We start from the raw sequence: 13130 nt of genomic DNA, 5'->3' as shown, positions 1-13130 counted from the left end.
GGTCTGAAGCAGCCGGTTTCGGCTTGATCAGAGGAATAATCGCTCGATGTGGCCGACGTCGAGCAGCAAATTCGGAATCGAGCGCCGTCGATCGTCGATAGCGTCACCATAAGGTGAATCCGCGACATTAGCGCGAATTTTGCACCAAGGCCTTGGAAATAAGATCTCCGACTTGTCACCATGACAAGAAAATAGGTCAGTATTATTGACATAATTTCCACCGCATGGTTTGTCGGCGATATAGAAAATACGAGGAAACCTCCATGCTGAACTGGGACACCATGTTTGCGTCGCGCTCGTCGCTCATGCGCGCATCCGAAATCCGCGAGCTCCTGAAGCTTCTCGACCAGCCCGACATTATTTCCTTTGCCGGCGGCATTCCGGATCCGGCGCTGTTCCCGGCCGAGGAATTCCAGCGGGCCTATGCCGATATTTTCTCGGGTGCGGCCGTCAACTCGGCGCTGCAATATTCGGTCAGCGAAGGCTATAAGCCGCTGCGCGAATGGCTGATCGGGCAGATGGGTGCGCTCGGTATTCCCTGCGGACTCGACAATGTCTTCATCGTTTCCGGTTCGCAGCAGGGGCTCGATTATCTCGGCAAACTCTTCCTGTCGCCCAATGATACCGCGCTCGTGACCTGGCCGACCTATCTTGGCGCGCTGCAGGCCTTCAACGCCTATGAACCGGCCTACGACCAGCTGACGCCGAGCGGCAACCGGACGCCCGAGTCCTACCGCGTGGCGGCTGCGGCTGCCGGCGGCAAGGTGAAATTCGCCTATCTCTCCGCAGATTTCTCCAATCCGACCGGCGAAACGGTCGATCTCGCCGGCCGCAAGCGGGTGCTGGCGCTCGCCGAAGAGCTCGATATCGCCGTGATCGAGGATGCGGCCTACCAGTCGCTGCGTTATGACGGCGAGCCGATCCTGCCGATCCTGGCGCTGGAGATCGCCGAGAAAGGCCATATCAACGATACGCGCACGATCTATTGCGGCAGCTTCTCCAAGACGCTGGCGCCCGGCCTTCGCGTCGGCTTCATCGTTGCCAACGCGCCCGTCATCCGCAAGCTGGTGCTGATGAAGCAGGCGGCCGACCTGCATTCCTCGACGATCAACCAGATGGCGATATTGGATGTCGCCGTGCGTGGTTTCGACACGCAGGTCGTCAAGATTAAAGCGGTCTACAGCCATCGCCGCGACTGCATGCTGGCGGCGCTCGAGAAGTACATGCCCAAGGGCACGAGTTGGACGAAGCCGGAAGGCGGCATGTTCATCTGGATCACGCTGCCGGAAGGCATGGACGGCGCCAAGCTGCTGGCGAAATCGCTCGAGACGGCCAAGGTCGCCTTCGTGCCCGGCAAAGCCTTCTTCGCCGACGGCTCGGGCGCCAATACCTTCCGCGTCAGCTTCTCCTGCGCGAATGAGCAGATGATCGAGGATGGGATTAGTCGGCTGGGTAGGTTGATCACTGATGAGATTGGTGGGTGAGTGCTGGGAGTGGCTACAACGATAACCGTTGTGCCGTGTGGCCCCCTCATCCGACCCTTCGGGCCACCTTTCTCCCCGCTGGGGAGAAGAGGGGGCAAGACGCTCTCCTTCATTTCCACAATTAGGCTTTCAAGAAGTGCGAAACGCTGCCACCATTCCGCTTCTCCCCAGCGGGGAGAAGATGCCGGCAGGCAGATGAGGGGGCTGCACGGCACGCCCTCTCATCCTTCATTCCTGTGACGTGCACAGGAGAGGAGAGGGAAGTGCTTCCGCCTTCTTCTCTCAGAGGGAAGGGTTAAGCAGTTTATCCTTCCATTGCCACGCTTGGCAAACCAGCAGGCGCAAGCGCCAATCAAAAAATCGTCGTCCACTCCTCGTTCGCGGTCTCGCTCTTGCCGTAGCCGACGCGGTCGGCGACCGCTCCGTCGGCGTTGCGCCGCCGCGATTGGCGAGCTGCGGGCCGCCGGCGGCGGCGTTGAGCGCAATGGTGCGCAGTTCGCCTGCGGCAAGCGTTCCCGACAGGGTCTGCGTCCGGCCGTTTTCGTCCTCCAGCTTCCAGCCGTCGAGCGATACCGCACACATTTGCGCGACATGCTTGTCTTTCGCCCTGCAATGGCTGGCTTGCCGTCCGGCGCTATCGCTGGAAATGCGGGCCGAAAAGCTCGAGATCGGCTTCGCCGAGCCGGTCGCTCGCCGTGTTCAGCTGATGCCAGTAAGGATAGATCACCGGCGGCAGGCTTACGGCGTCGAGGCGCTTGCGCTCCTCTTCGCTGAGCTTCAGTTCTGCAGCGGCGATGTTGTCGCGGAACTGGGCTTCGGTGCGCCCGCCGATGATGACCGAGGTGACGGCCTTGCGGCCGATCAGCCAGGCAAGCGCCACTCGAGCGGCCGAAACGCCGCGTTCCTCGCCGATCGCCACCAGCGTCTCGACGATGTTCCAGAGGCGGTTTTCGTCGCGGATCGGCGGTTCGGTCCAGCCGGCGAACTGGCGCGTGCCTTCGGGAGCGGCCTGGTTGCGGCGGTGCTTGCCGGAAAGCAGGCCGCCGGCGAGCGGGCTCCAGACCAGCACGCCGAGACCCTGGTCGACCGAGATCGGCAGCAGCTCGTATTCGGCGTCGCGGGCCTCGAGCGTATAATGGATCTGCTGGCTGACGAAGCGCTGGTAGCGATGCTCGTTGGCAATGCCGAGCGCCTTCATGATGTGCCAGCCGGAATAGTTCGAGCACCCGACATAACGCACCTTGCCCTGCCGGATCAGCGTGTCGAGCGCCTCCATCGTCTCTTCGAGCGGCGTCTGGCCGTCCCATTCATGCACCTGATAGAGGTCGATGACATCGGTTCTCAGGCGTTTCAGGCTGGCCTCGCATTCGCGGATCAGGTGGTAGCGCGACAGGCCGCGGTCGTTCGGCCCGTCGCCCATGCCGAAGCGAGCCTTGGTGGCGAGCAGCACGCCCTGCGGCCGCTTGCCGGCGAGCGCCTCGCCGATGATATTTTCGCATTCGCCTGACGAATAGACGTTGGCGGTGTCGATGAGATTGATGCCGGCATTGATGCAGATGTCGATCATCTTCTTCGCCTCGGAGACGCCGAGATCGCCGACCATCTTTGCCCAGCCGACGCCGCCGAAGGTCATCGTGCCCATGGTCAAAGTCGAAATCTTCAGGCCGGAACGACCGAGCAGACGATATTCCATTGAAACTCCTCCTTCATCGAAATGCGGTTGACGTAACGCATAGCGGGGGAATGGCAAGAGCAGGTTTATGCTTGGGTGAGAACCGCTCATGCCTGATGCTGTCCAGTTTAAAGACCCCGGCCCAAACCCCTCCCCACAAGGGGGAGGGGCTTAAACTGCCGCACCCGCAAAATCTTTGATCTTTCGGGAGGAGCGAGACGGTGCCCGCAAGTTAGTCCCTCCCCCTTGTGGGGAGGGGTTGGGGATGGGTTTTGGTCGCCGGATGCAGGGCCTCACGATGAAAGCCTTACGTTCCGTTACTGCTGCGCGAGGATAATCAACCGGTTGGCTTCGATGAAAGCCAGGAGATCCGATGTAGCAGGATTGACGACGACGCGGTGAGGCCGCCTCGCGTCAGCTCGCTTCCTTGTCCTTCTTGTGAATATTATCGCGGAGCGAAGCGATCGTATCGCGAATCTTGTTCACGGTTTCGGCGTCGAGACCGACGGCTTTGCCGATGCAGTCGAACACGTGGGTGGCGCGGCTCTTGAGGGCCTGTCCCTTCGGCGTCAGGCGCAGGAGCACCTGGCGCTCATCGGCAGGGTTTCGGTTGCGGGTGACGAGGCCGACATTTTCCAGCCGCTTCAAGAGCGGGGTGAGGGTGCTGGAATCGAGGAAAAGCGTTTCGCCGAGATCCTTCACCATGCGGTCATCACGCGCCCACAGGGAGGTCATGACAAGGAATTGCGGATAGGTCAGATCCAGCTCATCGAGCAGCGGGCGGTAAAGCTGGTTAAAGGCGTGGCCTGCCGAATAGATTGAAAAGCAAAGCATTTCATCGATCTTCGGCACGTCGGCGAGATCATCCGTTGGGGTGTTTTTCATAACGCTCTCCTCTCGCTCAATATAATTTGTGCGCGATCTATTTGCAAGCTATTGACGCCCGGCATGTTGTTCTCTATTTAGATAGCGTACAAAGAAATCGCTTGCAAACTACATGTCGAAGGGAATGCAGCTTGTGGCTCCCGGCTCGGCTCCCCTTGAAACTCAACCGACGAAAGGAAATGACCCATGTTCAAGTTTGCTGCAGTCGTCGCCCTGGCGGGCGCTCTTTTTTCCGGTGCTGCCGTCGCTCAGCCGGCCAAGCCGACCGTCGTCCTCGTCCACGGCGCCTTTGCCGATTCATCCAGCTGGAACGGCGTGATCGAAATCCTCCGCAAGGACGGCTTCCCGGTCGTGGCCGCCGCCAATCCGCTGCGCAGCGTATCGGGCGACGCCGCCTATGTTTCCGACGTCGTCGGCAGCATCGCCGGCCCGGTCGTCCTCGTCGGCCATTCCTATGGCGGACAGGTGATCTCGACCGCCGCGATCGGCCATGCCAACGTCAAGTCCCTGGTTTATGTCGCCGCCTTCGCGCCGGAGGCCGGGGAATCGGTCGCCGATCTCGCCGGCAAGTTTCCCGGCGGCACGCTGAGCGGAGCGCTGGCGGCTCCGGTGAAACTCAGCGCAGGCGGCGTCGATCTCTCTATCGATCAGGCCAAGTTCCATGACCAGTTCGCCAGCGACGTGCCGGCCGAACAGGCGGCCCTGATGGCGGCGGCCCAGCGACCGGTCACGGAAGCGGCCCTGACCGAAAAATCCGGTGAGCCCGCCTGGAAGAAGCTGCCGTCATGGTTTGTCTACGGCACCGGCGACAAGAACATCCCGGCCGCAGCCCTTGGCTTCATGGCCGAGAGGGCAGGGTCCAAGCGGACCGTCGTGGTCGAGGGCGCGTCCCACGTCGTGATGGTTTCGCAGCCTGAAAAGGTTGCCGAACTCATCGAAGAAGCTGCGAAGTAATATTCGATCCAGGGGCCATGGCGCGAGAGCGCCGTGGCCTGAGTGCTGCGAGCCACATCATGGGCTTGAAAAGACCGCAGGCGTTCCCGCAGAATGCGCGAATGCTCAGAACCTCCGCCGATAAGCTCAAGGACCACATCCACGGCCGTCTTCTCTCACGAAGCGAAGGACCCGCCTGGAAGAACGTGCTCGTGCATCTCCTGTCGCATAGCGGACGGGAAGAGGGGCTGATCGTTCCGGCCGTTGCCGAGCCGCTGCTGGTCTCAATCGTGTCGGGCTCGGCCGTCATAGAAGAGCGCGAATTCTCCGGTGAATGGCAGTCGGCCCGCGCCGATGTCGGCGACTTCTACCTGACCAACTCGGCAACGCCCTATGAGATGCGCTGGACCTCCACCTCGGCCGAACCGTTACGCGTGATGCATGTCTATCTTGGCCTGCCGCTGATCGAGGCGGCGGTCGAGGAAGTTTTGTCCATCAACCACGACCGGCCTTGTCTGCGCGACGTATCGGCCGGACGCGACCCTTTGATCAACCATCTGCTGCAGCTGATCCTCAGCGAATTGACCGAGGCAAGCGAGCCGAGCGAGATTTTCGTGCAGGGGATTGCCCAGGCGCTGGCCGTCCATCTCGTGCGCTCCTATGCGGATGCGGATCAGCCGCCGCGGCGCCGGATTGGCCTCCCGGCGTTCAAGCTTCGACGAGTGACGGATCTGATGGCGAGCGGGATTGCCGAAGCCTTCAGCCTGGAAGTGCTTGCGGGCGAAGCTGGGCTCAGCCCGTTCCATTTCAGCCGGGTTTTCAAGCAGTCGACGGGCTATTCGCCCTCGGAATATTTCATCCGCATGCGGATGGCCGAGGCGCGAAGGCTGCTTCGGGAAACCGACCGGGGTATCATCGAGATCGGTCTCGACGTCGGCTATTCCAGCCCCAGCCATTTCGCTACCGTCTTCCGCAAGACCACCGGCATCACCCCATCGGAATATCGCAACGGCTGATGTTTGCCGCAAGATCGTGACATCGGCCGCAAAGGCCCAAGCGCGAAGGCCGGCTGCCTTTCCTAGATTGTCTTCCGTCAACAGCGGCCGACTCCGCATTCGGGCCGCCATATGAAAGGAAGCAAACATGTCTATTGATGGTAAGGTTGCTCTCGTCACCGGTGCCTCGAGCGGTATCGGCGCTGCCACCGCGCTGAAACTTGCAAAGGCAGGCGCCAAGATCGGGCTCGCCGCCCGCCGGCTCGACCGGCTCTCCGAGCTGCAGCAGCAGATCGCTGCTAATGGCGGTCAGGCCGTCGCTCTCGAAATGGACGTTGTCGATCAGGCCTCCGTCACGGCGGGCGCTGAAAAGCTCGCAGAAACCTTCGGCTCGATCAATATCCTCTTCAACAATGCCGGCCTGATGCCGATCTCGGATCTGGAGGCGCGGAAGACTGATGAATGGCATCGCATGGTCGATGTCAACATCAAGGGACTGTTGAACACGACTGCCGCGGTTCTCCCCTATATGATCAAGCAAAACTCTGGGCATATCGTCAACACCTCGTCGATCGCCGGAAGGAAGGTCTTCCCGGGTCTTGCAGTCTATTGCGCGACCAAACATGCGGTGACGGCGATCTCGGAAGGCATGCGTCTCGAGCTTTCCAAGAAGCATAATATCCGCGTGACCTGCATCCAGCCGGGCGCGGTGGAATCCGAGCTGTTCGAACAGATTTCCGACGGCAATTATCGTGGTCAGATGGAAGCGCTCAAAGAGCAGATGGAATTCCTGAAGGCCGACGACATTGCCGAGACAGTGCTCTTCGCACTGCAGGCGCCGGCCCGCATGGATATCGCCGAGCTCTTCGTGATGCCCACGCAACAGCCTTGGTGACCTAGGCCGCGGAGCCTACCGCCGCCTGTCACATCTCTGTCAACGACCCCTAATAAGGGAGGGGTGACGCAATTCCCGAGGACCCCTCCCATGAAGACGATCGTTTCCGCCGCTGCTCTTCTCGCCGCGAGCCTCTTTGCCGTGCCGGCTTCGGCCGCAAACCTCGTTCTCTACACCAGCCAGCCGAACGAAGACGCGCAGGCGACGGTCGACGGCTTCATGGCCGTAAATCCCGATATCAAGGTCGACTGGGTGCGCGACGGCACGCCGAAGATCATCGCCAAGCTGCAGGCAGAAATCCAGGCCGGCAATCCGGTCGCCGACCTTCTCCTCATCGCCGACATGGTGACGCTGGAGCGCTTGAAGGAAGACGGCAAGCTGCTGGCCTACAAGTCGCCGGAAGCCGCAAGGTACGATGCCAGCCTCTATGACGCCGACGGCTACTATTATTCGACCAAGCTGATCACGACAGGCATCATGTACAACACCTCGGCGGCGATGAAGCCGACGAGCTGGAAGGACCTGACGAAGCCTGAGGCCAAGGGCCTCGTCACCATGCCGAGCCCGCTCGCTTCGGGTGCTGCGCTCATTCACGCCCATACGCTGGCCGCCGTTCCCGGCCTCGGCTGGGATTTCTACAAGGCGCTTGCCGAAAACGGCGCGATCGCGGCCGGCGGCAACGGCGCCGTGCTGAAGTCGGTCGCCTCGGGCGAGAAGGCCTATGGCATGGTCGTCGACTACCTGCCGATCCGCGAAAGGGCCAAGGGCGCGCCGTCGAGTTCGTCTTTCCGAGCGAAGGCGTTTCGGCCGTGACCGAGCCGGTCGGCATTCTCGCCAGCAGCAAGAATGCCGAGGCCGCGAAGAAGTTCGTCGATTACGTGCTCTCGGAAAAGGGCCAGGAAGGCTTCCTGAAGCTCGGCTACATCCCGGCCCGCAACGGCATGAAGCTGCCGGAAGGTTTCCCGGCGCGTGATGCCATCAAGGTCCTGCCGATCAAGGCTGCCGAAGCGCTCAAGAATACCGATCAGGATCTAAAGACTTTCTCGAGCATTTACGGCTCGAACTGATCCTTTCATGCAGGGATATGGAAGACCAGGAAACAGCCCGCCCGCCTGGCTGTTTCCTTTTATCGTCAGCATGGTTCTTATCCTCAGCGTGCTGCCGCTCGCCCGTCTCGCTATGGTCGGGATAACGGCCTTCGCCAGTGGCGGCGTCATCGATGTGCTGAGCGAGCCGTCGCTCTGGCAGGCCACCTATTACACCATCGTCACCGCGGTTTTGGGCACGATCATCTCGCTTGCCATCGGCTGCCTCTTCGCCTTCCTGCTGACACTGACCGATCTTCCCGGCAAAGGGCCGCTCAGTTTCTTCTTCGTGCTGCCGATGATGATCCCGCCGCAGGTGACCGCACTCGCCTGGGTGCAAATGTCGGGACCGTCGAGCCCGCTATTGAAGGCGCTCTCGCTTGCGCCGCCGCTGGGCTCGCCGCAGCCGCTCTATTCCGTGGGCGGCATCGCGTTACTCTATGGCGTGCAGCATGCGCCGCTGGTCTATCTCGCGCTCAGGGCAGGGCTGATGACGCTGCCGCGTGACGGCGTGGAGGCCGCACGGCTTTCCGGCGCCTCCAGTCTCAGGGTGTTCCGCGACGTGATCCTGCCGCTGTCGCTGCCCGGCATCATCGCCGGGGCGGCGATCTCCTTCGTCTCCTGCACCGGCAATTTCGGCATCCCTGCCATTCTCGGCATTCCCGCCTCGATCTACACGCTGCCGACGCTTATCTTCACCAAATTCTCAGCCTTCACCAGCCGCACCTTCGGCGATGTCGCCGTGCTCTCGGGCATCATCGCGATGATCTCGATCGCAGGGCTGATGATCCAGGACCGGGCGCTCAGAGGCCGGGACTATCGCGTCATCGGCCTCTCAGGGGCAAGTGCCGCTTTTCAGCTTGGCCCCTGGCGCTTCCTTGCCACGCCGCTCCTCTCGGCCATCCTGTTCTTCATGCTGGCCGCACCCTTCTTCGCGCTTGTCGCCGGCGCCCTGGTGCCGGCCTATGGCGTGCCGCTCACCTTCCAGACCATGTCGCTGCATGCCTTTCAGGAGATCCTGTTCCGGCAGGCGGTGACGCGCACGGCCTTTGTCAATTCGCTGTCGCTTGCCGGCGCCACAGCACTTGGTCTGCTTATGGTGACGGTGCTTGCAGCCTATGCGCTGTCGCGGCGGAGAGACATGGCGTCGCGCATCGTCGCCAGCCTGGTAGAAATACCCTATTCGCTGCCGGGCATCGTCATGGCGGTCGCCTTCATCCTGGTTTTCGCCGCACCGATCCCGGTCCTCAATGTCTCGCTCTACGGCACGATCTGGATCATCCTGATCGCCTATTTCTCCTCCTTCTTCGCCGTCAGCCTGAAGCCCGTCGTCAGCGCCTTTCACCAGCTCGATCCGGCGCTGGAGGAGGCGGCTCGGCTTTCCGGCGCCGGCTTCTTCCGCCGGCTTTGCGATATCATCGTGCCGCTGATCGCGCCGGCCGCCGGCGCATCGGTCATCCTCGTCTTCCTCATCGCCTGCAACGAGCTGACGATCTCGGCGCTGCTCTGGTCGGCCGGCACCCAGACGCTCGGCGTCGCCATCTACAATCTCGACGACAGCGGCAGCTCCGACCTTGCTTCGGCGCTCTCGGTGCTCATCGTCCTCATGGTCGTCGTCATGATGCTGCTCTTGGAATTTCTGGCGAAACGCCTGCCGAAAGGGGTGGTCCCGTGGCGAAACTGATCCTCAATCGTGTCGCCAAGGATTTCGGCACCGGGCGCGCGGCCGTCAGCGATTTCTCGCTCGATGTGCGCGAGGGCGGTTTCCTGGCGCTGCTCGGGCCTTCCGGCTGCGGCAAGACGACGGTTCTGCGGATGATCGCCGGTTTCGAGACGCCCTCCGACGGCTCGATCCATCTCGGCGAGCGGCTGCTGGCCGATGCCGCGCAATCGCTGCCGCCGGAGAAGCGCAACATGGCGATGGTCTTCCAGTCCTATGCGCTCTGGCCGCATATGAGCGTTGCCGACAATGTCGGCTATCCCCTCAAGGTCCGCGGCATCTCGGGCGATGTCTATAGGGCGAAGGTCGGCGAGGGGCTGTCGACCGTTCGGCTTGCCGACTATGCCGGGCGCCGGCCGGCCGATCTTTCCGGCGGTCAGCGCCAGCGCGTGGCGCTCGCCCGCTGCCTGGTGACATCGCCCGACGTCGTGCTGCTCGACGAGCCGCTCGCCAATCTCGACCGGCACCTGAAACAGGAGATGGAGGAGACTTTTCGCGAGTTCCATCATCGCTCGGGTGCGACGATGATCTACGTCACCCACGACCAGAGCGAGGCGATGGCGCTCGCGACCGATGTCGCCGTCATGTCGGAGGGGCGCCTGCTGCAGGTGGCGCCGCCCGCCGAGATCTATGCCCGGCCGGAAGGACGCATCGTCGGCGGGCTGATCGGGCGCGGCGCGATCGTCACGCTGCCTGTCATGGGCGGCGAACGCCATCTGGAGTGGGACGAGTTGCAGGATGCGCTCCAGGCGGCAAACACCGATGGCGCCGATATTCTCGTGCGGCCGGAGGATGTGATCATCGGCGACGAAGGGGCTTCCGCGACCGTCGAATCCGTGCTTTTCGAGGGCGAGCGTTACGCCGTGAAGCTGATCCTTGGCAACGGCCAGACACTGCGCGCCTACAGCCGCGTCGTCGTCGAGGCAGGGGAAGCCGTGCGTGTCGTCATCCGCGCCGGGTGGCGACTTTGACCCGCTAGGACTTGAAAGCCTTACGAACCTTCAAGAAGAAGCAGGCCTTCTTCGGTCCAGCTATCTCCTTGGATGTCCGACTTGACGAAACCGTAGGAGGCAAGGACTTCGATCGCTAGCTCGCCGGCGTGCATCGCCTTGTGGTCTAGAAAGCCATTGCCCCGGCTGAGGTATTGCTCGCACATCCACGCCAGTGCTTCGAGGATCTCTTTCTCTTTGGGGGTCATGATTTTTGCGGCTCCAGAACATCCAAAAATTCATAAGGAATGTAGAAGACATTACATGACCGCTCTAACCGCTGCCATCGATCGTAGAGCTGGAACACAGCTCGTTGCGTCCGGGCTGCAAATGGGCGGTTATTCGCATATTTCTTGGGTCCGCCACCTTTTCCTGCGGTGATTGCCGGTTAAGGTACTGTCCGCAACCGGACTCCTGCCATGTCGCTTCGCCTCGCCACCTTCAACGTCGAAAATCTGCTGACCCGTTTCGATTTCACCGGTTTTCGCAACCAGCTGCGCCAGGACCGCGTCATCAAGCTTTTCGAGGTGAACAGCGAGGGCGTCTATCAGCAGCTCGAGCAGGCGCGCGTGATCGCCGCCACCGATGATACCAGGCAGATGACGGCGCTGGCGATTGCCGATGCCGACGCCGATATTCTCTGCCTGCAGGAAATCGACAATATGGCCGCCCTTCAGGCGTTTGAATACGGCTATCTCTTCCGCATGGTCGGAAACGGCTATCGGCAGAAATTCCTGGTCGAGGGCAATGACAGCCGCGGCATCGATGTCGCCGTCTTGATGCGCGAGGAAACGCGCGATGGCCAGAAAATCGAGCTTCGGGATATCAGAAGCCATGCGATGGCGACCTATCGCGAATTCGATCTCTTCGACGAGGAACTGGCGCTTACCAACCGTATCGACGACAAGATCTTCAAGCGCGATTGCCTGGAGCTCGACCTCCTGATCGGCGGCAGGCCTTTCTCGCTCTATGTCGTGCATTTCAAGTCGATGGGCAGTGCGCGCGACGGGCTGGACGGGCGGCAATCGACACTGCCGCTCCGTCGCGCCGAGGCGCGCGCCGTGCGTCGCATCATCGAGGACCGCTTCGGCGCCGGCCATACAGCCTCGAAGAGCTTTGCCATCAGCGGCGACATGAACGACTATCAGGAGCGCGTCGACGTCGTTGGGCGGCGTGGCGCCGGTTATCATTTCGAGCATCAGGTGGAGACCGAAAGCGCGCTCGACGTCTTCAGCCATGACAGCTTTGCCGAAAACGTCGTCGGCCGTCGTCCGCCCCTCGACCGCTGGACGCTCTATCATGCGCGCGGGCCGCAGGAGCAGCACCTCTGCCAGCTCGATTATATCTGGCTTTCGCCCGCACTTGCCGCCCATAATGCCGGCCGCCTGCCCGAGATCATCCGCAGCGGCCAACCCTACCGTACCATCTTCCCGCCGGGGCAGGAGGTGGAGCGTTATCCCCGTACCGGCTGGGACCGGCCCAAGGCCTCCGACCATTGCCCCGTCGTCATGACACTGGATCTCCCCTGAAAGCGAACATGAAAACGAATTTGAGCAGAAGTTTTCCGAACACTGATTTTTCCGATGATTTCGCCGGCTGGCCGCCGGAGAGCACGGTCTTTCCTATCGCCGGCGTTGATCTCCGCATCCTGCCCGGCACGCATCCTTTCGTCGCCGCCGAGGAAACGGCGATCCGCGAAAACTGGGTGAGGGAGATCGCCGCCAACCCGGCGCTCTTCGACGGACGCCTGATCTTCCAGCAGCGGCTGTCGCTCGGCGAGGAGGGAATTTCGGGTGAGGGCTACGTCACGCCCTTTTCCGCCTTCATGTACTGGCGCCGCCAGCCCCAGCGCCAAGGCGGGCTGCACATCTTCGCCTATCCCGTGCTCGAAAGCTCCGACGGCGCGCTGGTTGCGATCCGCATGGGTGCGCACACCGCCAATCCCGGCCAGGTCTATTTCGCCGCCGGCTCGCTGGAACCCGAGGATATCTTCGACGGGCGCTGTGACATCGAGGCCAACATGCGCCGCGAGGTCCACGAGGAAACCGGCCTCGATCTTTCGGATTCGGTGGCGGGGCAGGGCCTTTTCGCCAGCCACGCCAGGCGTACGGTGACATTGCTGAGGCTCTTCCGTTTCGACCTGACGGCCGACGAGATGGTCGAGCGGATCGAGGCCCACATGCTGGTCGCCGAAGACAAGGAGATCGCGGGTGCGGTGGCGATCCGTTCGGCCGACCGGAACGCGTATCCGTACAACATCGCCATGCTGCCGGTGATTGACTGGTATTTCGGGAAGGTCTCAGCATGACGTCAGAGAGAGGGGCGGCATTCTCCGACGCTCCTCATCCTGAGAGCTTGTGAAGCTTTTGAAGCTGGTGCGTTTCTGGCCGGTCTTGGTTGGCCGATGTAATCGATCGTCAGACGATTGCGCGGTGCGTTCGGATGTCGCTTGTTGGCGTCAGGGTGACTGCA

The 13130-nt window shown here is 61.8% G+C and carries 11 protein-coding genes and 2 pseudogenes; 9 read left to right on the top strand and 4 right to left on the bottom strand.

Features of this window, described 5'->3' with window-relative positions; translation table 11 throughout:
* The first annotated feature begins 263 nt into the window (after nt 1-263).
* On the top strand, nt 264-1484 hold the full coding sequence (locus tag GGD53_RS28605; protein ID WP_184460086.1) for a PLP-dependent aminotransferase family protein: 1221 nt from the start codon (nt 264-266) through the stop codon (nt 1482-1484).
* Nucleotides 1485-1836: 352 nt separating this feature from the next.
* Here GGD53_RS28605 and GGD53_RS28600 read toward each other — a convergent pair.
* The 3 genes and pseudogenes from GGD53_RS28600 to GGD53_RS28590 form a co-directional block, all read right to left on the bottom strand.
* Nucleotides 1837-2060, bottom strand: a pseudogene (locus tag GGD53_RS28600) (DUF2278 family protein); the annotation flags it as partial.
* 58 nt (nt 2061-2118) lie between these two features.
* Nucleotides 2119-3177, bottom strand: a complete 1059-nt coding sequence (locus GGD53_RS28595; RefSeq protein WP_184460085.1) for an aldo/keto reductase — start codon at nt 3175-3177, stop codon at nt 2119-2121.
* A gap of 393 nt (nt 3178-3570) precedes the next feature.
* Nucleotides 3571-4041 carry a MarR family winged helix-turn-helix transcriptional regulator gene (locus GGD53_RS28590; RefSeq protein ID WP_184460084.1) on the bottom strand — a complete coding sequence of 157 codons (471 nt, stop codon included), beginning with the start codon at nt 4039-4041 and terminating at the stop codon, nt 3571-3573.
* Nucleotides 4042-4227: 186 nt separating this feature from the next.
* Between GGD53_RS28590 and GGD53_RS28585 the strand changes: the two genes are divergently transcribed.
* The 6 genes and pseudogenes from GGD53_RS28585 to GGD53_RS28560 all read left to right on the top strand — a co-directional run bounded on the left by GGD53_RS28585 (nt 4228) and on the right by GGD53_RS28560 (nt 10640).
* Nucleotides 4228-4995, top strand: a complete 768-nt coding sequence (locus GGD53_RS28585) for an alpha/beta fold hydrolase (protein WP_184460083.1) — start codon at nt 4228-4230, stop codon at nt 4993-4995.
* A gap of 101 nt (nt 4996-5096) precedes the next feature.
* Complete coding sequence (locus GGD53_RS28580; protein ID WP_184460082.1) at nt 5097-5990, top strand: helix-turn-helix domain-containing protein; 894 nt, start codon at nt 5097-5099, stop codon at nt 5988-5990.
* A gap of 127 nt (nt 5991-6117) precedes the next feature.
* A complete protein-coding gene (locus GGD53_RS28575; protein ID WP_184460081.1) occupies nt 6118-6864 on the top strand; it encodes an SDR family oxidoreductase in 747 nt (248 codons plus the stop codon).
* A 90-nt stretch (nt 6865-6954) separates the two neighbouring features.
* A pseudogene (locus GGD53_RS28570) lies at nt 6955-7931 on the top strand (ABC transporter substrate-binding protein).
* Nucleotides 7932-7938: 7 nt separating this feature from the next.
* Complete coding sequence (locus GGD53_RS28565) at nt 7939-9633, top strand: ABC transporter permease (protein ID WP_184460080.1); 1695 nt, start codon at nt 7939-7941, stop codon at nt 9631-9633.
* Nucleotides 9621-10640 (top strand): ATP-binding cassette domain-containing protein, encoded by a 1020-nt coding sequence (locus GGD53_RS28560; RefSeq protein ID WP_184460079.1) that lies wholly within the window; start codon nt 9621-9623, stop codon nt 10638-10640. Before GGD53_RS28565 ends, GGD53_RS28560 begins: the two co-directional genes overlap by 13 nt.
* Before the next feature lie 20 nt (nt 10641-10660).
* Here GGD53_RS28560 and GGD53_RS28555 read toward each other — a convergent pair whose 3' ends face one another.
* Complete coding sequence (locus GGD53_RS28555; RefSeq protein WP_179874248.1) at nt 10661-10867, bottom strand: hypothetical protein; 207 nt, start codon at nt 10865-10867, stop codon at nt 10661-10663.
* A 210-nt stretch (nt 10868-11077) separates the two neighbouring features.
* Here GGD53_RS28555 and GGD53_RS28550 point away from each other — a divergent pair, with 210 nt between their 5' ends.
* Nucleotides 11078-12187, top strand: coding sequence for an endonuclease/exonuclease/phosphatase family protein (locus GGD53_RS28550; protein WP_184460078.1), 1110 nt, complete (start codon nt 11078-11080; stop codon nt 12185-12187).
* A gap of 8 nt (nt 12188-12195) precedes the next feature.
* Complete coding sequence (locus GGD53_RS28545) at nt 12196-12966, top strand: NUDIX hydrolase (RefSeq protein WP_184460077.1); 771 nt, start codon at nt 12196-12198, stop codon at nt 12964-12966.
* The last annotated feature ends 164 nt before the right edge of the window (nt 12967-13130 follow it).

Source organism: Rhizobium aethiopicum (assembly GCF_014197535.1).
Classification (GTDB): domain Bacteria; phylum Pseudomonadota; class Alphaproteobacteria; order Rhizobiales; family Rhizobiaceae; genus Rhizobium; species Rhizobium aethiopicum_A.
The sequence above is the reverse complement of the archived record's forward strand: the minus strand, read 5'-3'. Positions and strand labels throughout refer to the sequence as shown.

Bases quoted from the DNA above. Each gene is read 5' to 3' on its own strand.
- GGD53_RS28605 (WP_184460086.1), top strand. From the start codon at position 264: ATGCTGAACTGGGACACCATGTTTGCGTCGCGCTCGTCGCTCATGCGC.
- GGD53_RS28595 (WP_184460085.1), bottom strand. From the start codon at position 3,177: ATGGAATATCGTCTGCTCGGTCGTTCCGGCCTGAAGATTTCGACTTTG.
- GGD53_RS28590 (WP_184460084.1), bottom strand. From the start codon at position 4,041: ATGAAAAACACCCCAACGGATGATCTCGCCGACGTGCCGAAGATCGAT.
- GGD53_RS28585 (WP_184460083.1), top strand. From the start codon at position 4,228: ATGTTCAAGTTTGCTGCAGTCGTCGCCCTGGCGGGCGCTCTTTTTTCC.
- GGD53_RS28580 (WP_184460082.1), top strand. From the start codon at position 5,097: ATGCTCAGAACCTCCGCCGATAAGCTCAAGGACCACATCCACGGCCGT.
- GGD53_RS28575 (WP_184460081.1), top strand. From the start codon at position 6,118: ATGTCTATTGATGGTAAGGTTGCTCTCGTCACCGGTGCCTCGAGCGGT.
- GGD53_RS28565 (WP_184460080.1), top strand. From the start codon at position 7,939: ATGCAGGGATATGGAAGACCAGGAAACAGCCCGCCCGCCTGGCTGTTT.
- GGD53_RS28555 (WP_179874248.1), bottom strand. From the start codon at position 10,867: ATGACCCCCAAAGAGAAAGAGATCCTCGAAGCACTGGCGTGGATGTGC.
- GGD53_RS28550 (WP_184460078.1), top strand. From the start codon at position 11,078: ATGTCGCTTCGCCTCGCCACCTTCAACGTCGAAAATCTGCTGACCCGT.
- GGD53_RS28545 (WP_184460077.1), top strand. From the start codon at position 12,196: ATGAAAACGAATTTGAGCAGAAGTTTTCCGAACACTGATTTTTCCGAT.